At 73.7% G+C, this 18369-nt stretch carries 14 protein-coding genes and 2 tRNA genes; 5 read left to right on the top strand and 11 right to left on the bottom strand.

What is annotated here, in order from left to right; all coding sequences use genetic code 11:
- Positions 1 to 340 precede the first annotated feature (340 nt).
- Entirely contained in the window at positions 341 to 2428 is a 2088-nt protein-coding gene (locus J4557_RS39820; RefSeq protein WP_208271990.1) for a nuclease-related domain-containing DEAD/DEAH box helicase, read from the top strand.
- Between the two features lie 145 nt (positions 2429 to 2573).
- Here J4557_RS39820 and J4557_RS39815 read toward each other — a convergent pair.
- The 6 genes from J4557_RS39815 to J4557_RS39790 all read right to left on the bottom strand — a co-directional run bounded on the left by J4557_RS39815 (position 2574) and on the right by J4557_RS39790 (position 5746).
- Positions 2574 to 2646 (bottom strand) — tRNA-Lys (locus J4557_RS39815).
- Positions 2647 to 2729: 83 nt separating this feature from the next.
- On the bottom strand, positions 2730 to 3302 hold the full coding sequence (locus tag J4557_RS39810) for a response regulator transcription factor (protein ID WP_208271989.1): 573 nt from the start codon (positions 3300 to 3302) through the stop codon (positions 2730 to 2732).
- A gap of 129 nt (positions 3303 to 3431) precedes the next feature.
- The gene (locus J4557_RS39805) at positions 3432 to 4250 is read right to left on the bottom strand and encodes a hypothetical protein (protein WP_208271988.1); all 819 of its coding nucleotides are present in this window, start codon (positions 4248 to 4250) and stop codon (positions 3432 to 3434) included.
- 68 nt (positions 4251 to 4318) lie between these two features.
- A tRNA-His gene (locus J4557_RS39800) sits at positions 4319 to 4394 on the bottom strand.
- A gap of 70 nt (positions 4395 to 4464) precedes the next feature.
- Positions 4465 to 5061 carry an oligoribonuclease gene (gene orn / locus J4557_RS39795; protein ID WP_208271987.1) on the bottom strand — a complete coding sequence of 199 codons (597 nt, stop codon included), beginning with the start codon at positions 5059 to 5061 and terminating at the stop codon, positions 4465 to 4467.
- Positions 5062 to 5104: 43 nt separating this feature from the next.
- Positions 5105 to 5746, bottom strand: a complete 642-nt coding sequence (locus J4557_RS39790; RefSeq protein WP_208271986.1) for a pyridoxamine 5'-phosphate oxidase family protein — start codon at positions 5744 to 5746, stop codon at positions 5105 to 5107.
- 69 nt (positions 5747 to 5815) lie between these two features.
- Between J4557_RS39790 and pdxR the strand changes: the two genes are divergently transcribed.
- The gene (gene pdxR / locus J4557_RS39785) at positions 5816 to 7282 is read left to right on the top strand and encodes a MocR-like pyridoxine biosynthesis transcription factor PdxR (protein WP_307800481.1); all 1467 of its coding nucleotides are present in this window, start codon (positions 5816 to 5818) and stop codon (positions 7280 to 7282) included.
- 36 nt (positions 7283 to 7318) lie between these two features.
- Here pdxR and J4557_RS39780 read toward each other — a convergent pair whose 3' ends face one another.
- Complete coding sequence (locus J4557_RS39780; RefSeq protein ID WP_243777085.1) at positions 7319 to 8002, bottom strand: hypothetical protein; 684 nt, start codon at positions 8000 to 8002, stop codon at positions 7319 to 7321.
- Positions 8003 to 8459: 457 nt separating this feature from the next.
- Between J4557_RS39780 and J4557_RS39775 the strand changes: the two genes are divergently transcribed.
- Entirely contained in the window at positions 8460 to 9545 is a 1086-nt protein-coding gene (locus J4557_RS39775; protein ID WP_208271985.1) for a phosphotransferase family protein, read from the top strand.
- Between the two features lie 76 nt (positions 9546 to 9621).
- Here J4557_RS39775 and J4557_RS39770 read toward each other — a convergent pair whose 3' ends face one another.
- From J4557_RS39770 to J4557_RS39760, 3 genes are all read right to left on the bottom strand, one after another.
- Positions 9622 to 11106: an RNA polymerase sigma factor gene (locus tag J4557_RS39770; RefSeq protein ID WP_208271984.1), complete on the bottom strand. Its 1485-nt coding sequence runs from the start codon at positions 11104 to 11106 to the stop codon at positions 9622 to 9624.
- A 209-nt stretch (positions 11107 to 11315) separates the two neighbouring features.
- Positions 11316 to 12821, bottom strand: coding sequence for an RNA polymerase sigma factor (locus J4557_RS39765; protein WP_208271983.1), 1506 nt, complete (start codon positions 12819 to 12821; stop codon positions 11316 to 11318).
- 267 nt (positions 12822 to 13088) lie between these two features.
- Entirely contained in the window at positions 13089 to 15416 is a 2328-nt protein-coding gene (locus J4557_RS39760; RefSeq protein ID WP_208271982.1) for a substrate-binding domain-containing protein, read from the bottom strand.
- A gap of 329 nt (positions 15417 to 15745) precedes the next feature.
- On the opposite strand from J4557_RS39760, the gene J4557_RS39755 reads away from it, so the two are divergent.
- Complete coding sequence (locus J4557_RS39755; protein ID WP_208271981.1) at positions 15746 to 16561, top strand: TrmH family RNA methyltransferase; 816 nt, start codon at positions 15746 to 15748, stop codon at positions 16559 to 16561.
- A 77-nt stretch (positions 16562 to 16638) separates the two neighbouring features.
- Positions 16639 to 17229, top strand: a complete 591-nt coding sequence (locus J4557_RS39750) for a hypothetical protein (protein ID WP_208271980.1) — start codon at positions 16639 to 16641, stop codon at positions 17227 to 17229.
- Between the two features lie 67 nt (positions 17230 to 17296).
- Here the strand turns inward: J4557_RS39750 and J4557_RS39745 are convergent, their stop codons facing one another.
- Complete coding sequence (locus tag J4557_RS39745) at positions 17297 to 18175, bottom strand: hypothetical protein (RefSeq protein ID WP_208271979.1); 879 nt, start codon at positions 18173 to 18175, stop codon at positions 17297 to 17299.
- Positions 18176 to 18369: the final 194 nt, after the last annotated feature.

Genomic DNA, 18369 nt, shown 5'->3' with positions numbered 1-18369 from the left:
TCGACGGCAAGAAGCCCACCAGCAAGTACGACACCGGCACCTCCGCCGGCCACCTCAAGGGCGTCAAGTACCAAGTCCTGTCCTGGGGCCACGGCGCCGGCACCAAGGGCACCCCCAAGCCCCTCGGGTGACCCGGCCCGCCAGGTGACCCCCACCCGAACACCCCCAGGCACCCCCCAGGCACCCCCCGACTCCCCCCATCATCGGACCCCGCTCCCGTCCCCGGACGAGAGCGGGGTCCGTCACGTCCGAGGGGGTCCGCACTGCGGCGACAATTGCCGCTGATCGGGGAAGAGCGTAACTTCTTGGCGGGATCCGGATGCCGAGCGAAGGCGGGGCGATGGCGGCAGGCGGTTCGGCCGGGGAACGGGGACGGCGCGCCCGCGAGCAGGCGCTGGAACTGGCCCGGCGCTCCCGCGAGGCCTACCGGCTGGCCGGACGCTGGCAGGCCGCCGCCGAGGCCGAGCGGGCGGTCGCCGCCACGCTCGTCGGGCTGACGGCGGTCGGCTGGCGGCTGCTCGTGGACCGCCGCTGGCCGGGGACGCGCGCGGCGAACATCGACATGATCCTCGTCGGTCCCGGCGGCGTGTTCGTCATCGACGTCAAGCGCTGGCACGACCGCCCGGTCGTCGGCGACGGCCGGCTGGCGGCCGGGGGCGTGCCCCGGGACGAGGAGATCCGCAAGCTGCTGGCGATGACGCGGACCGCCGAGGAGGAGGTCGCGGCGCTGGGGCTGTCGCCGGTCGCGCTGGTCCCGGTCATGGCGTTCGCCGGGCACCGCCTCGACACGCGCGTGGGGAGGGTCCGGCTGCTCGGCCATCCCGACCTCGTCCACGCGCTGGTCGCCGAGCCGAAGCGGCTGACGCCCGCGCTGGTGGGCGTCGTCGCCGCGCACCTGGCGGAGGCGTTCCCCGCCTACGAGCCCGCCGCGCTCAAGGAGGGCGGCACCGGAGGTCCCGGCCTCGAGGACGACGGCGCGGCCCTGTTCGCGACCGACGAGGTCGAGAAGGCGGCTCTGGAGTCGCTCCTGCACGCGCCCATCGAGCGGTGGATGACGTTCCTGCACCCGGACCAGGTGGCGGTCGCTCGCCGGGACTGGAGCGGGCCCGCGCGCATCAGCGGCCCCGCAGGGACCGGGAAGACCGTCGTCGGGCTGCACCGGGCCGCCCATCTCGCCGGGCGGGGCCGCGACCGCGTCCTCTACGTCACCTTCGTCAACAACCTGCCGCGCGTGCAGCGGCGGCTCTTCGAACGGATGGCCGGCGTGTTCGCCGACCGCGTCGAGTTCTCCAGCCTGCACGGCTGGGCGACGGGGTTCCTCGCCGAGCGCGGCGCCGAGGTGCCGCTCAACGCCGCCCGCGCGGACGACGCCTTCTCGCGCGCCTGGCTCACCATCGGCCGCGGCAGCGCGCTCGCCGAGATCGACCCGATGCCGGGGTATTGGCGCGAGGAGATCGACCACGTCATCAAGGGACGCGGGCTGACGTCCCTGGAGGAGTACCGGACCGTGGCCCGGCACGGCCGCCGGACCGCGCTTCAGCCCGTGCACCGGGAGGCCGCCTGGCTCCTCTACGAGGAGTACGAGCTGCTGCGCGAGGAGCGCGGCGTCGGCGACTTCAACGACGTTCTGCTGGCGGCCCTGGCGGAGCTGGAGGAGCGGCCCGCCGATCCGCCGTACTCGGCCGTCATCGTGGACGAGGTGCAGGACCTCACGCTCGTCGGCGTGAAGCTGCTGGACGCGCTGGCGGGCGACGGGCCCAATGGGCTGCTGCTGATCGGCGACGGGCAGCAGGCGGTGTACCCGGGCGGGTTCCGGCTCGCCGACGCCGGCATCGCGGTCAAGGGCCGGGGCGCCGTCCTGCGCACCAACTACCGGAACGCGGCGGCGATCCTCGAGGCGGCGATGGACCTGGTGTCCGGCGACCCCTTCGACGACCTGGACGGCCCGAGCCCGAACGGCCGCCGGGCCGTCGACCTCGCGTACCACGAGGGGCGGGTCGTCCGGGTGGAGGCCGCGGACGACGAGGAGCACGACCGCAGGCTGGTCGAGGCGCTCCGGGCGCTGGCGGACGAGGAGCCGGACGGTTCCGGGCCGTGGGCGGGCGCGGTGGTGCTGTGCCCCTCGCGCCGGGAGATCGGCCGCTACGACCGGCTCCTGACCCGCGCGGGCATCCCGGTGCTGCGGCTCGAGAGCTACGACGGGCGGCCGGTCGAGGCGGTCAAGCTCGGAACCTACCGGCGGGCCAAGGGGCTGGAGTTCAAGCACGTCTTCCTGCCGCACCACGACGCCGGCCTCGCCGACGCCACCGCTGCGGACGCCGCAGCGCGGGAGCGCGCCGAGCTGGCCCGGCGGCAGCTGTTCGTCGCCATGACCCGCGCCCGCGACCTGCTCTGGCTCGGGTCGGTCGCCGCGGACGGCGCCCGCTGACCGGGCCGGAACCGGCGAAAGCGGCGTCTCCATGCGGAGATCGCCGCTTTCTGCCGTCCGGCGGGGTTCCAGAGGGTCATCCCCCGGAAAAGAGAAAGGCCCTCCGGGCAGCGAGCCTTGCTCGCGACCATGGAGGGCCAGCGCGTGCGCCGTCAGGGACTTGAACCCCGAACCCGCGGATTAAGAGTCCGCTGCTCTGCCAATTGAGCTAACGGCGCCTGTCTCTAGGGCCTCCGGCCTTGGCCGGTGTCCCTGGCGACAGGAAGAACAGTAGCAGGACCCGCGGACCAGTGCGAATCGGTTACTCCCTGCCCGGCAGGACGCTCACGATGCCCCGCCACAGCGCGATCGCGGTGGCGCGGGAGCTGACGCCGAGCTTGCCGTAGATGCGGTTGACGTGGTTCTTCACCGTCTTCTCGCTGAGGAACAGCTGCCGGGCGATCTCGCCGTTGGAGCGGCCGGTGGCGATCAGGTCCATCACCTCGGCCTCGCGCGCCGACAGGCCCAGCGAGACCCGGTTGGCGTCGCGGACGCTGCGGATGAGGTCGTGGACGGTGAACGCGCCGGGCACGAGGTGGCCGCAGGCGCCGCCGCGGATCGCCGTCTCGACGGCGGGGCCGTCGTCGGCCGAGGCCAGCACGAACACCCGGGACGAGCGGCTGAGCGGGGTCGCGTGGTGCGCGGCGCCGACGTCCAGCAGCACGATGTCGGGCCGCAGCCGCTCCGCCAGCGGCACCGCCGCCGCGGCGTCGTGGGTCTCGGCCACGACCTGCAGTTCGCTGCTGCCGTCGAGCAGGGAGATCACATCGGCCCGCACGTGGGCGTCGCCGTCCACCACCAGTACGCGCAGTGGGGCGGTCTCATCGACACTCATCCGTCGCCCTTGGGGTGTCGTTGGCGTTTATAAGGACGGAGCATAACCGTCCGATCATCCTGAGCCAACGAACGAGCGCGCGCGCCGTCCAGGCGAAGGCCCCGGTCCGCCGGGTTCGGAGCCCCTGGGTCAGGGTGCCGGGGCCCTCTCGGGACCGTTGAAGCAGAACCGGGGCGGCACGGTCGCGAGGGGCGCCCCGCCGGAGGGCTCGTCGATCCGGACGCCTTCGCGCGCCGCCATGGCCGTCACCGCCGGCAGGTGGTCGTCGTTGACGACGGGGACGCGGCGGCCGGGCGGTTCGCCCTGGCCGGCGGGCAGTTCGGGCAGGACGGCGTCCCGCGTGACGCCCGCGCGGGCGGCGACGTCCAGCGCCTCTCGCGCGTCTCCTCCCCGCAGGTCCAGCGCGGCGAGCAGCGCCTCGACGGCGGCCTGGTCGACGGTTCCCGAGGTCACCGCGCGCATCAGGTCCCGGTGGGCGCCGGCCGAGGGGGAGCCGTCCTCGCCGATGATCCCGTCCATGCTCACGGCGTCGTCGGCGAGGATGATCGGCAGCCCGTCGTCGACGTCCTCGGGGATCGGAGCACCGGCCCAGGAGCCGTCCCACCAGCGCAGGAACGCCACGGACCAGCCCTCCTTCACCAGGAGGTCCTGGAGCCACTCCCAGGGCAGCCACGCCGGGCCTCCGGCGAGCAGGTCGGCGGGCAGGTCCTGGATGTGCGTGTCCGGGTAGTCGTTGTCATAGCCGTACAGCACCGCCCGGCCGCCTTCGACCCACCTCAGCGCCCAGTAGCCGTTCCCGATGTCGTCGGTGCGCAGGCCGCCGCCGTCCACATGGAGCCTTCCGGCGCGGTCGTCGAGGTAGGGGGCGAGCATGGCCTTGACCACGCCTCGGGCCCACAGCTCGCCGGGCGGGGGCACGTCCGTGCGGACCGACGGGTCGTAGGACATGGCGATCTCCTTGCGTGGGGGGAAAGGAAGAAGCCCTGGCCGTCATGACGACCAGGGCTTCTCTCGCCTGGGGTGAGTGAGGGGACTTGAACCCCCGACATCTTGGACCACAACCAAGTGCTCTGCCAGCTGAGCTACACCCACCGCGGCCGGAATCATTCCCGGCTCCAAGTAGTGTAGCGGCTCCCGGGGAGTGGGTCAGCCGTGAAGGGCGTCAGCCGGCCGAGATGTCCGCGGCGAGCGCGCGGGCCGTCTCGGAGTCGGGGCCGGGCTGCGGGACGAACACGGCGGCGCGGTAGTACCGCAGCTCCTGGATGCTCTCGGTGATGTCGGCGAGGGCGCGGTGCCCGCCCTTCTTCTCCGGGCTGGCGAAGTACACGCGGGGGTACCAGCGGCGGGCCAGCTCCTTGATGGAGGAGACGTCCACCATGCGGTAGTGCAGGTGGGCGTCCAGGGCGGGCATGTCGCGGGCCAGGAAGGAGCGGTCGGTGGCGATGGAGTTGCCGCACAGTGGGGCCTTCTTGGCGTCCTTGACGTGGGACCGCACGTAGTTCAGCACGATCTCCTCGGCCTCCGGCAGCGTGATGCCGCCCGGGAGCTCCTCCAGCAGGCCGGACGTGGTGTGCATGTCGCGGACGACCTTGGTCATCTGCGCGACGGACTCGGGCGGCGGCTTGATGATCACGTCGACGCCCTCGTCCAGGATGTTCAGCTCGCTGTCGGTGACCAGGGCGGCTATCTCGATGAGCGCGTCGGCGCGCAGGTCGAGTCCCGTCATTTCGCAGTCGATCCACACGAGCCGCTCGTTCATGGGGTTCACCCTACGACCATGGACGACTGCGCGGGGCATCGAGTTACCGGGCGGCTATGTGCGCGGGGACGGAAATGCCCGGGGCGAGGGCCGGGTCGGGGACGGGGGCGCCGAACGCCTGCCGGACGGGCAGGACGCCGGCCCAGACCGGCAGGGCGTAGTCCTCGTCCTCGTCGCCGGGCGGACCCTGGCGGACCTTGACCGACGCCTCGTCGAGCGGGAGGGCGAGGACGGCGACGCCGGCGAGCTCCTTGCGGGTGGGCCGCCGGGCGACGTCCCACTGGCCGGGGGCGACCTGCTCGGTGACCGCGCGGAGGGCGGCGAGCTTCTCGTCCTCGCCGGTCACCGGGGACGGGACGCCGTAGATCATCGCGCTGCGGTAGTTGATCGAGTGGTGGAAGAGCGAGCGGGCGAGGACGAGGCCGTCGAGATGGGTGACGGTGACGCAGACCTCCTGGGACGGCGCCGTCATCATGCTGGACGCGCCGGTGGAGCCGTGCACGTAGAGGGTGTCGCCCTGGCGGCCGTAGCAGGTGGGCACGACGCGGGGCGTGCCGTTCACGACGAGGCCGAGGTGGCAGATCAGGCCGGCGTCGAGGATCTCGTGGAGGACGGCGCGGTCGGACGTGGACCGTTCCGGGTAGCGGCCGAGGCTGGTGCGGGGCGTGGCGGAAAGCGGCTTCATGTCCGTTTACGCTAGGACGCGAGTGGCCTGGTCAGTAGGGCCACTTGGAACAGATAGCTGGAGACCACTTTGTCGATCGATCTGCCGCTCACCATCGACCGGACCGCCGCCGAGCCGATGAACGCCCAGCTCGTCGGGCAGTTGCGGGCCGCGGTGCGGGAGGGGCGGCTGGTCGCGGGGGAGCGGCTGCCCGCGAGCCGGGCGCTGGCCGCGCTGCTGGGCGTCAGCCGGACGGTGGTGACGGAGGCGTACGAGCAGCTGTACGCGGAGGGCTGGCTGGAGGGCAGGCACGGGTCCGGGACGTACGTGACGGACGGCGTCGCCGCCGATCCCGCCCCGGGCCGGGAGCCGCCGCGCGACCTCGCCGGGAGCGCCCGCAGGCCCGCCCGGCCGGGCGAGGTCGACCTGCGGCCGGGGATGGCGTGGGTCGGTGCGCTGGACACCCCGGCGTGGCGGCGGGCGTGGCGGCTCGCGGCGGGCATGCCGCCGCAGCAGCGGCAGGAGCCGCACGGGGTGCCGGAGCTGCGGATTTCGCTGGCGGAGTACATCCGGCGCAGCCGCGGGGTGGTCTGCCCGGTCGACGGCCTGCTGATCACGCGCGGCGCGACGAACGGCCTGGACCTGCTGGCCGCGACGGTGCTGCGGCCGGGCGACCGGGTCGGCGTGGAGGAGCCGGGGTACCGGCGCGCGCGCTCGGTGCTGGCCGGGCGCGGCGCCGAGATCGTGTCGTGCCCGGTGGACGAGCACGGCCTGATCGTCGACGGCCTGCCGGACGATCTGCGCCTGGTGTACACGACGCCGTCCCACCAGTACCCGATGGGCGGGGTGCTGCCGGTGCCGCGGCGGCAGGCGCTGCTGGCGTGGGCGCGGCGGACCGGCGCGCTGATCGCCGAGGACGACTACGACGGCGAGTTCCGCTACGACGTCGCGCCGCTGCCCGCCCTGTACGGGCTCGACCCCGACGCCGTCGTCTACCTCGGCACGTCGGCGAAGATCCTCACCGCGGACATGGGCGTGGGCTGGCTCGTCGGCCGCCCCGACCTGGTGGCGGCGATCGCGCTGCGGCGCGAGGAGCTGAACGACCGGACGGCGGTCGTCCCGCAGCACGCGCTCCGGCTGTTCCTCGAGCGCGGCGACCTCGACCGGCACGTCCGGCGGATGCGCGGGGAGTACGCGCGGCGCCGCGAGGTCGTGGTGCGGGCGCTGGACGGGCTGCGGCTGCGCGGCGACACGGCCGGGCTGCACCTCGTCGTGGACCTGCCGCACGCGGTCGCGGAGCGGGTCGCGCGGGACGCGGCGGGCCGCGGCGTCCTGGTGGACCCGCTGGAGCGCCACCACGCGGGGCCGGGCTCGTTCGGCGGGCTCGTCGTCGGCTACGGCTCGGCGGGCAGCCCCGCCGAGCTGCGGGCCGGATGCGCGATCGTCCGCGAGCTGGCGTGCGCGGCACGGTCCGCGGATTCCGCGGTGCGGTCCGCAGCGGGAGCCGGGCAGGACGCGGCGGGAGCCGGGCAGGACGCGCCCGGCGCCCCGCTCTGAGCCGGGCGCCGGAGCCGCGGGAGACCGCGGCGGGACCTAGTTCGACAGCGCCGGCGAACCGACCGGCACCGGGTCGCCCTGCGGCGGCGGATGGTCGGGGGTCGACTGGGGGGTGGGCAGCGGCGCCGTCCTGGGCGGGCGCGCCCGCAGCAGCGGCGCGCCGGGCGGCTCGGGGATCGGCGCGCGGGGCGCGGGGATCGGCGCGACCGGGGTCTCGGGGCCGGTGATGCGGCGGATGTCGATGCCGCCCGGGTCGGGGCGTTCGGCCAGCGGCACCTGCGAGGCGCCGAAGTGGCCGCCGCGCGCCCAGTCCCGGCGGGACCGCAGCGCGTGGTAGGACTGCGGCGACGGCAGCGGGGGACCGGCGGGCCAGCGGCGGGCGACGCCCCAGGTGTCCAGCCACGCGACGATCGCCTCGACGCCGAGGAGCAGCGAGCTGGTGAACGGCACCCGCGACTGGCCGACCACCATGATCTGCACGCAGGCGCGGCCCTCGCGGCCGGCCGGCGGGCCGAGCAGGAGGGCCGCCCGGGTGGCGGGCACGAGCTGGACGACGTCCCCGGAGCCGGGGTGCCAGACCAGGTGCGGCGGCCGTTCCTCCTTCAGCAGGTCGGCGGCCGCCGAGCGCGCCGAGACGCTGCGGGGATCGCACTCACCGGACAGCCATACGGCACGGGGCGCACCTCCCCGTAGCGCTCCACCGTCCTGTCGTGCCGGCATGCGGCCGGCTCCCGGCAGCCATGCGTCTGCCACGGTTGCGTCCCCCCAATCGGGCGGTCTAGCCCCGAATGGTCTAGTCCTCTTCTCTTAGCCCAGCGGGACCCATAAGTCCAGCTTGCCGCCACGGGCTGGGAACAACGGCCGGCGCGTGCGACCACGACGAAGCCCACTCTTCGCGGCAGTCGATGCAGAGGCGTACCCATGGCGTCTTCCGAATCCACCCGAGCAAACCCGTTTTCTCCGCAAGTTTCAGTGCCTCGGAGGTTTAACGGCATTTCGGACATCATCGGCGCAGGTCACCACCGTGATGGGGATCCGGTTTACCGCCCACGGCCGGTGTCCGGATGTGGCCGAGGCGTTACCGAGCGCACAAACCCTCCCGGCCGGGCGCCGCCGGGGACCGCACCCCGGGGGTCGGCTGCACGGCCCGGACCGAGCCGCGTTCTAATGGTGGGTCATGACCGTTGACGCTGACCTTCCGGCCGGGGTGCCCGGCATCGACGCCCCCCGCCTCGCGGACTGGCTGGCCCGCGAACTGCCCGGCGCCGGCCGCATCAGCGCGATCGACCTGATCGCGGGCGGCCGCTCCAACCTGACCTACGGGCTCACCCTCGCCGGCGGGCGCCGGATCGTGCTGCGCAGGCCGCCGCTCGGGCACGTCCTGCCGACCGCCCACGACATGGGCCGCGAGTACCGGGTGCTGTCCGCGCTCGGCGACGCCGGCTCCGTGCCCGTCCCGCGCACCCTCGCCTTCTGCGACGACGAGGGCGTCATCGGCGCCCGCTTCTACCTCATGGACTTCGTCGACGGCCGCGTGCTGCGCACCCGCGAGGACGCCGACGACCTCACCCCCGAGCAGGCGCGCGGCCTCAGCGAGGCGCTCGCCGGCGCGCTCGCCGCCATCCACACCGTGGACGTGAAGGCCGCCGGCCTGGAGGACTTCGGCCGCCCCACCGGCTACATGGCCCGGCAGCTCAAGCGCTGGGGCAAGCAGTGGGACGGCTCGCAGGACGCGATCAAGGCCACCGGCAACACCCACGACCTGCCCGAGTACGACCGGCTCGTGGCGCGGCTCGCCGAGCGGCTCCCCGCCGACGCCCCGGCCCGGCTCGTCCACGGCGACTTCCGGCTCGACAACGCCCTGGCCCGGCTGGAGCCGCGCCCCGAGATCGCCGCCGTCGTGGACTGGGAGATGTCGACGCTCGGCGACCCGCTGTCCGACCTCGGCCTCACCCTCGTCTACTGGGCCGAGGCGGGCGACGCCGAGCAGCTCCCCGTCGGCGCCACGATCACCGCCGCGCACGGGTTCTTCGGCCGCCGCGAGTTCACCGAGCGGTATGCCGAGCTGACCGGCTTCGACCTCGCCGACCTCGACTTCTACGTCGCGTTCGCGTGCTTCAAGCTCGCCGTCATCCTCGAGGGCATCCACGCCCGCTTCCTGCAGAACGCGACCGTCGGCGAGGGCTTCGACCAGATCGGCGCCGCCGTCCCCCTCCTGCTCGGCCGAGCTCACGCCATCCTCGACGCCGGCTCCCCCTGGTAACCGCCTGGCCGCCGTCCCGCCGGCGACCGGCCGTCCAGGAGAGCGCGCCCGTGCGTCCGGGCGCGCTCTCGCCGTCTCAGCAGTAGCCGACGGACGCCGAGCCGCCCGGCGAGAACGAGACGGAACCGTCCTGCGGCCACCAGCATGTCCCGTTCGTCCGCGACACGGTCACGCCACTGGACTGGCCTGCCGCCAGATGCCCGGATCCGCTCGCCCTCAGTTCGCCGGAGGCCCCCGTCACCCGCCAGTTCACCGGCCCGCCGACCGCCGTCACGGTGATCGTGCAGGAGCGGTTGTGGCCCATGTCGCATCCGTTCACCGTGAGGTGGCCCGGCCTGGGAGGCTCCTGCGTGGGGGGAGGGGACGGCGGGCGGCTCGTCGGGCCCTCCGACGTCGTCTTCGAGGGGGACGGCGTCTTCGACGGGGATTTCGACGGCGAGGGCGAGGAGGACGTGGGCGAAGCGCTCGGGGACGACGGGTCGGTGGGCACCGGCTCGGCGGGGGCGCTCGGGTCGCCGGAGCCGCCGCCGGAACCGGTCGACGACGTCGACGGCGTGCCCGCCGCGTCCGGCTCGCCCTCGCCGCCGAACGCCGTCATCGCCCCGGCCAGCACCACCACGGCGGCCACGGCGGCCGCGACCGCGCCGATGATCGGGCCGCGCCGCCGGCCGCCGGTGCCGCGGTCCTTCGCCCGCGCCGGCGTCGCGTCGTAGGGCAGCGGCCAGCCGTACTCGTCGAACGGCTCCGTCCACGCCGCGATGGCCCGGCGGTTGCCGGCCCGGTCCTCGGCCGTCGCCGCCGTCAGCACGTCCAGCCGCAGGTCGGCGGGGATCGCCGCGATCGGCAGCACCGACAGCAGCCGGTCCGCGGGCAGCGGCGGCGTCTCCAGCTCCGCGCACACCGGGCAGCTCGCCACGTGCCGGACCAGCGACGCCGCCGTCTGCGGCGCCAGCGGCCACGACTCCGTCAGCGCCGAGACGCTCGGGCAGTTCTTCCAGTGGTTCTGCGCGATCAGCGCGGCGCGGATCGCGGCGTCCAGGCCGGCCCGGGACCGCTCCACGAGTTCGAGGGTCTCCTCCAGCGGGATGCCGAACACCCCGGCCAGGTCCACCTCGTCCAGCTCGTGCCGGACGGACAGGTCGATCGCCTCGCGCTGGCGGCCGCTGAGCGCGGCGAGCGCGCTGTGCGCGAGCAGCCGCCGTTCCTCGCGGCGGGCCAGCTGCTCGGCGGACAGGTCGTCCTCCGCCTCCGGCGCCTCCTGCCCGTGGTGCCGGTTCGGGCTGTCGCGGCGCCGCATGCACTCCTTGCGGGCGATCGCGTACAGCCAGCCGCGCAGCCGGTCCGGCTCGCCGAGCCGCCCGACGTGCTCGCGGGCGGAGATGACGCAGTTGCGCAGGGCCCCCGCCGCCTCGACGCGGTCGCGCAGCAGGCCGTGGCAGTAGTCGAAGAGGAAAGGAGCGTAGGCGTCGTACACCTCGGTCAGCGCGATGACGTCCCCGGCCCGCAGCGAGTCCGCCAGCCTCAGGTCGTCGTTGCGCGCGGACCCCGGCTCACCGGCCACGGAACCCTCCCAGTCGAATCGGTGTCGTCGAACGTGCCCCCGGTGAGCGTCGGCGTATGGACGCCCATAGGCGCGCTCTGGTTGCCCGATCTTGCCACCAACTTGATGGAATTTCTCCCATTGATCCGAATTTTGTGACCATGACGGTACGCGGCGTGGCCGTATCGCCTTCCGGAACAGCGACTACGCGATCAAATGTGATCTGGGTCTCACTGCTTGGACGAGCCGCTCCCGCCGCCCTCCGGTGCGCAGGTCAGGGTGACCGTGGCCACGCCGTTGGGCGAGAACCGGACGGTGCCGCTCCCGCCGTTCGGGTCGCAGGCGCCCGTGACCGTCGCCGTTCCGGTGCCGCCCGCAGCGAGGCTGCCGCCACCGCTCGCGGAGACGCCGGAGGCGCTGGTCACCGACCACGTGACCGGACCGCCGACGGCCTGCACGCTGATGGAACAGCTGCTCGTGGTGGTCGTGGAGATGCTGCACCCGCCCACCGACAGGGTGCCCCTGGTGGGCTTGCTGTGGGTGGGGGCGGGCTTGGTGGAATGGGACGCCCGGGTGCGGGTGTGCGTCGGCGTCGGCGTGGCCGAGGTGCGCGTGGGCGTCGGCGCCGGGGACGTGCTGGTCGCCGACGGCGTCGGCGACTCCGTGGGCTCCAGGGACGTCGTGGACTCCGACGGGTCCGGCGCCGACGACGATCCCGACGGCGCGGACTGGGCGCTCGTGTTCCCCGACGATCCGCCCGGCATCAGGAAGAACGCCCCCACGACGATCAGCACGACCGCGGCGGCGGCGGCGAGCGCCGGCCACAGGGCGCGCGGCGTGCCGCGGCGCCGCTGCTCGGCGTGCGCCTCCCCGGGGTGCTCGGGCCAGCCCCACGCGTCGAACGGCCCGGCACGGTGCGCGATGGCCGCCATGTCGGCGGCGAGCGCCGCGTCCGTCGCGGTCGCCATGACGTGCCCGCGCAGGTCCGTCGGCATCATCGCGACCGGCAGGACGTTCAGCAGCCGCGCCGCCGAGACGTTCCGCTCGCGCCGCTCGGAGCAGACCGGGCACTCCTGGATGTGGTGGACGAGCCGGCGGACGGCGGGCGGCGGCAGCGGCCAGTCGCCGTCGGGGGCGAGGCCGGCGACCGCCGGGCAGCCGTCGCGCCCGGAGTGCGCGATGTGGGCGGCGGCGAGCGCGTCGTCGAGGCGGGCCAGGGCGGTGCCGGTCAGGTCGGTGGCCTCCTGCGCGTCCAGGCCGAGGACGGCGCCGACGTCCGCCGCGTCCAGGCCGTGTCGCAGCATGAGGTCGAGAGCCTCCCGCTCGCGGCCGCGCAGCCCCGCCAGCGCCCCGTGGACCAGCCGCCGCGCCTCCAGCCGCCGGGTGAGCTCCTCGCCGTCCAGGAAGCCGTCCCCGACCTCCGGGGCCTCGTGGCGTTCGGTGGGACGGTCCGGGTCGCGCAGCCGCCGCATGCACTCGTCGCGGGCCAGCGCGTACAGCCAGCCGCGGAACCGCTCGGGCTCGCGCAGCACCGACACCTGCGCGTACGCGGCGACGAGGGCGTCGTGGAGGGCGCCCGCGGCGGGCTCCTGGTCGCGCAGCAGCGCGTGGCAGTAGTCGTACAGGCGGGCCGCGTAGCGATCCATGACCTGGATGAGGGCGCCGGGATCGCCGGCCGCCAGCTCCCGCGCGAGACGCTCGTCGTCCGCGCGGTCGAGGGTGGGCCAACCGGACACAGGGTCCTCCCGCGGGATCAGGGTGCTGCCTCTGGGGCGGTCCTCGTCCGCGGCGTCACGGACGGACTCAGGAAGGTCAGGGGAGCTGTTCCGCTCTCCAGGCCCGCGCTCCGGGCGGCTCCCCGTCGCGGGCCGGGGAGGAGAGAAGGTCGGAGGCCCGACGGCCCCGCTCCCCGTCGGGCCTCCACATGAAATGACGATCGACCCCCGCGCCCGGTTGACGCCGAATCCAAGAAAATCACGGAACTACCGGGCGCGGTCGGAGCGCTACGACGTGATGCGCCGCGACAGCATCTTCAGGAAGATCTTGGAGATCTCCTGCGGTGTCATCGCGACCTGGACGTTCCCGTTGGTCGCCGCGGCGATCTTCTCCAGCTCGCCCCGGTCGACGCCCTTGCCGAAGCCGATCATGTTGACCTGGATCGGCTTGTTCGGGTCCTTCAGCTGCTTCAGCTCCGACAGGGTCTGGTCGAGCGTCGGCCCGTCCGGGTCGTCGTTCTGGCCGTCGGTGAGCAGCAGGATCGAGTTGCCGAACTCCGGCTTGTAGGTCTTGTTCATCAGCTTGTAGGCGTCCAGCATCGTCCGGTAGAGCCCGGTGTCGCCGGTCGGCTTCGGCTTCATCTGGTTGAGCCAGGACAGCACCAGCCCGCGCCGGGTGGTGGACCCGATGCGGTCGCCGAGCGGGCCGATCGGCACGGTCTGCTTGTACGGCGACTTGCCGTTCATGTTGGTGGAGAACAGCCACTGGCCGAGCTCGGTGTCGTTCGACATCATCGCCAGCCCGCCCTGCGACACCTGCGCGATCGCCTGCAGCCGGTTGGTGTGCGGGGCGACCTGCTCGGCCATCGAGCCGGACACGTCGATCAGCGTGAGCATCCGCAGCCCGAGCGTCAGCTTCGACCACGCCTGCATGACCTGCGCGACGTCGCCGCTCTTCGGCGTCGGGAGCTGCCGCGGGCGCGCCGGGCTGACCCCGGTCGCCGCGCCGAAGCCGGTGGGCGCCTTGCCGTCGGACGTCCGGAACCCGAGCCGCCGCAGGTCGTTGCGGGTCGCGTCGGTCGTCATCGCCTTCTCGAGCAGCTGCGCGGCCTTCCGCTCGTCGCCGTTCTGCGCGGTGACGGTGAAGGGGTAGTCCATCGACAGCGTGCCCTCGGTCGGGTACAGCGCCACCGCGGGCTGGGCCGGCTTGGTCTGGTTGTAGCTCCAGAGCGCCTGCTCCGACGACAGGGAGATCGGCTGCTTGCCGGTGCGGTCCTTGCTGAAGTGCGCGAACTCCTCCGTGGTTGACGGAACGAGGTTCTCCCGGACTGTCCTGACGATGCCGGTGAAGATCGAGTCCTTGTTGGGGTCGTTCGCCAGCAGCATGCTCGTGATCATCAGGGAGCCCATGCCGGCGGCGTTCTTGGTCGGGTCGGGGACCACCATCCGCACCGATCCGGCGGGGATCATCTGGTTCTTGGTCACCGCGCCGCCCGCGACGCCGCCCGCCGCCTTCAGCAGGTTGTCCCAGGACGGGCTGGCCGTGACGCCCTGCTTCTTCAGCTGGACCGCCAGCGACTTCGGCAGGCCCACCACGATCGGGCTGCTCGCGAGCGAGGTCCTGGCCGACTCCAGGTTGTTGTCGCCGCCCTCGCCGCGGGCGAGCGCCGTCCACAGCGAGGAGTCGGGGATCCACACGTCCGGCCGCTCGTTCGCCGAGTCCGCGACGCCCTGCCCGGACAGCAGCGTCGCCACCGACGCCGGGTCGGCCTTCTTCACGTCGGCCCGCACGCACTTGCCGCCGACCTTGTGCTTGGCGTCGTTGAACCGGCCCGCCGCCTTCACGACCACCGGCTCGATGTCGGGCGCCGCCGCGACCGACAGGGCCAGCGCGTTGTCGCCGGAGCAGCCGCCGCCGCTCTCGGCGAACGCGTACACGCCGACGCCGAGCAGCAGCGCCAGGCCCACCGCCCCGGCCATCGGCCCGATCAGCGCGGCCTTGCTCCGCTTCCGCTTCCGCTTGCCGTACTCGTAGCCGCCGGTGCCGCCGCCATAGCCGCCGGATCCGCCGCCGGATCCGCCGCCGCCTCCCGATCCGCCGCCGTAGCCGCCGGACCCGCCGGAACCCGCGGACCCGCCGCCGAAGAACCCGGCCGGCGTCTCGTCCGAGCTGCGGATGGCGTCGTACTCGCTGTAGCCCGTCCCGGCCAGCGGGGACGAGGACCGGCCGGGCGGCGGCTCCTGCGGCGCGGGCGCCGCCATCGGGTCCTGCCGCTCGGCGCCGTACCCGCCGGACCGTCCGAGCCCGTACCCGCCGGCGTCGGACGCGCCGGTGAAGCCGCCGGCGCCGTAGACGGGCTCCTCGGACGAGCGTCGCGGGGTGAACCATTCGGGCGTCTCGCCGGGCCCGGACGCCCGCGGCGGACCGGGGGGCGGGCCCGCGGGCGCGCCCGGCGGCGGCCCGGCCTGCGGCTCCTGGGTCAGCGGGCGGCTCTCGGAGCCCCTGGCGCCGAACCAGTCGGAGGACCCGTCGTTCGCCGGTCCGAACACGGGCGTGGACGGGTCGTGACCGCCCCCGTCCCCCTCAGGGAAGTCATTGCGATGACGTCCGCTCATGGCTGCCCTCGATTCACCAGAAACCCGCCTATGTTCCACGGCACTGTAGTAGTACGAACTAGAGGTTACAAAGAACTCAAAATCGATGATGACGCAGGTCATCAGCGTATGTCCGGACGATCCTGGCACAGCGTCCCCGCCGTCACGCCTCGCGTTCGGGGTACCACGGGGCGGCGGAGCGGCCGCGATCATGGGTGGATCGGGCCCGCGCGGGGCCGGGGCCGAGCGTGATCCTCCCGCAAACCGGAACCCCCGCGCGCGGCCGGAACCGGCCGCCCCGCGCCCTTGCCGCGGCCCGGGCACCCCGCTCCCTCCGTCACAATCGAGGCATGGCCAGCTTCGTCACCGTCACCTCCCCGGCCGACCCGCGGCTGGCCGACTACACCCGGCTCCGGGACGTCAACCTGCGGAAAAGCCTCGAAGCCGAGCACGGCCTCTTCCTCGCCGAGGGGGAGAAGGTGATCCGCCGCGCGATCGCCGCCGGCCACCCCGTCCGCTCCCTGCTGATGGCGAGCCGCTGGACAGGCCCCCTCTCGGACGTCCTTGACAGCGTCGACGCGCCGGTCTACGTGGCCGACGACGCCACCCTCGAAGGCGTCACCGGCTTCCCCGTCCACCGCGGCGCCCTGGCCTCCCTCGAACGCCTCCCTCTCCCGTCCCTCGGCGCCGTCGTGAAGGACGCCCGCCGCATCCTCGTCCTCGAGGACCTCGTCGACCACGCGAACGTCGGCTCGATCTTCAGGTGCGCCGCCGCCCTCGGTATCGGCGCGATCGTCCTGTCGCCCCGCTGCGCCGACCCCCTCTACCGGCGCGCGGTGAAGGTCTCCATGGGCGCGGTCTTCGCGATCCCCTACGCCCGGATGGCCGACCGGCGCGGCGACCTGGGCGAGCTGCGCGCCGCCGGCTTCACGCTCCTGGCCCTGACCCCCGACCAGGGCGCCACCCCGCTGGACAAGGCCCCGCTGGGGGACCGCGCCGCCCTCCTCCTCGGCTCCGAAGGCGACGGCCTGACGTCCCACTGGCTGGACGAGGCCGACGAGCGCGTCTGCATCCCGATGAGCCCCGGCGCCCTCACCGCCGGCGTCGACTCCCTCAACGTCACCGCCGCCGCGGCCATCGCCTGCCACGCCCTCAGCCGCGCATGACGTGACCTGCGGTGCCGCCGCCGAGCCGACCGCGCCTGCTATCGTCCCTCGCCGCGCCGCCGCAAGGAGCTGCTCCCATGGGACGAAAGACCGAGCGATCACGCCGGGCGACGAAGCGCCGGGACGTCGCTCTGCGTCTGGAACGTCCGCCGCGCTGGGCCACCGCGGCCCTGCTCGTCTCGTCCTTCCTTCTGGCGGTCGAGTTCCTGCTGGCGCCGCTGTCCTTCGTCCGCAACGGCGGCGAGACCGTGACCGTGGACACCGCCACGGCGACGTCCTGCCACCGCGACGCCATCACCGGCTGGGCGCAGTACGGATGCGCGCTCGAGAAGGACGGGGCGCCGTACGAGCCCTCGCTCGTCCACCGGCCCCTGCTCAAGACCTGGCGGCCCGTGCACGGCAAGGTCACGTTCGAGATCCGCGTAGAGCACGGGAAGGGCGGAACGTCCTACGAAATGGTCAAGAAAGGGACGTCGCGGCCTTCCTTCGTATGGGCCATCCTGTGCGTGCTCGTCTACTTCGGAGCAGGCGGCGCCATCTTCCTTCTGATGAGGAGAGCGCTGCGGTGGTGCGCGGGCTTGCTGCGCCGCTCAGCGGACCGCATGGCGGGCCAGGGCGCCGTCGAGAAAAGCCACGCCAATTCCGCCGCAAATCAGAAGGGCGCTTGAAAACGGCCCCTAGAGCGGACGGCGTGCGCCCGGTGAGAATGGCTTCGGCCGGGATGGATTCCGTCGATCACTTGCCGAACATGCCGCGGCGGGTCCGGCGGTGCATGCCCTTCGCGGGGCGCACGGCGGCCGCGCCGGCCGGGGCGCGCCGCTTGCCGAGCCGCAGCTGCGTGAGCAGCACCGCGATCGCCACCATCAGCGCCGCCAGCCACGCCACCTGCGTGCTCGCGACCCGTTCGAAGGTGAGGTCCTGGGCGACGGGGGCCTTGTTCCCGCGCAGCCTGCTCGCCGGCGTCACCGACACGGTGTTCGGCGCGACCGACGGGCTCGGCGCCGCGATCGGCGGCAACGCCACCTGCGGGTTCTTCGCCTGGAACGAGGAGTTCGGCTCCGGCGGCACGTAGCCGGACGTCGTCCCGCCGCTCCCGGCCGTCCCGCTCGTGCCGCCCGACGATCCGCTGCCGCTGCCGCTGCCGCCGGACGAGGAGCCGTGCCCGCCGGACGCCGACGCCGACGGCGTCGCGCTCCTGGACGGCGACGGCGACTTCGACGGCGACTTCGTCGGCTTCGACGTGGTCGGCGGCGCCGACGTCTTCAGCGGCCGGTAGGCGACCGCCGCCGTGTCGCTGCCGGTCAGCTCCTTGCCGTCGGCGGTTCCCGCCACGGTGACGGTGACGGTGACGATCATGGACTTGGGCAGGGTCTTGGGAACGAGGACGGAGGTCGTGACCGTCTTCGGATCGGTGTCCACGTTGCCGAGGTTGCAGAGCTTGACCGTCGTCGGGGGACGGCATCCCTCGCTGAGCGTCGCCTTCGCGGCCTTGTTCGACGTGCTCAGGGTGACGGACACCACATGGACGGCCTCGGCGGTGCCCGCGGTGGTGGACACCCGCGTCGTGACGAGGGCGTTCGTCCCCGCCTGCGCCGGGCTCTCTGCCGACGCCACCACCGTGAGCTTCGGCGCCGGAGCGGGTGACGCGGACCCCGAGTCGGAGGGGGTCGGCGTAGGGGAGTCCTCGGCGGAGGCGGACGCGCCCCCGGCGGCGAGGATGGCCGCCGCCCCGAGCCCCACAAAGATCGGTTTCACCGCCGGTCGGCAGTACACCGCCCCAGCACCTCCGTCGCATCGCCTTTGAGCGC

Origin of the sequence: Actinomadura nitritigenes, assembly GCF_017573545.1 — a bacterium.
GTDB lineage: Bacteria > Actinomycetota > Actinomycetes > Streptosporangiales > Streptosporangiaceae > Spirillospora > Spirillospora nitritigenes.
Note: the sequence above shows the minus strand (reverse complement) of the source record. Positions and strands in the feature narration are given on the sequence as shown.

Coding starts and splice junctions, on each gene's coding strand:
- J4557_RS39780 (WP_243777085.1), bottom strand. CDS start 8,002: ATGCCGGCACGACAGGACGGTGGAGCGCTACGGGGAGGTGCGCCCCGT.
- orn (WP_208271987.1), bottom strand. CDS start 5,061: ATGAACGAGCGGCTCGTGTGGATCGACTGCGAAATGACGGGACTCGAC.
- J4557_RS39805 (WP_208271988.1), bottom strand. CDS start 4,250: ATGTCCTACGACCCGTCGGTCCGCACGGACGTGCCCCCGCCCGGCGAG.
- J4557_RS39760 (WP_208271982.1), bottom strand. CDS start 15,416: ATGAGCGGACGTCATCGCAATGACTTCCCTGAGGGGGACGGGGGCGGT.
- J4557_RS39810 (WP_208271989.1), bottom strand. CDS start 3,302: ATGAGTGTCGATGAGACCGCCCCACTGCGCGTACTGGTGGTGGACGGC.
- J4557_RS39775 (WP_208271985.1), top strand. CDS start 8,460: ATGACCGTTGACGCTGACCTTCCGGCCGGGGTGCCCGGCATCGACGCC.
- J4557_RS39750 (WP_208271980.1), top strand. CDS start 16,639: ATGGGACGAAAGACCGAGCGATCACGCCGGGCGACGAAGCGCCGGGAC.
- J4557_RS39790 (WP_208271986.1), bottom strand. CDS start 5,746: ATGAAGCCGCTTTCCGCCACGCCCCGCACCAGCCTCGGCCGCTACCCG.
- J4557_RS39820 (WP_208271990.1), top strand. CDS start 341: ATGGCGGCAGGCGGTTCGGCCGGGGAACGGGGACGGCGCGCCCGCGAG.
- J4557_RS39755 (WP_208271981.1), top strand. CDS start 15,746: ATGGCCAGCTTCGTCACCGTCACCTCCCCGGCCGACCCGCGGCTGGCC.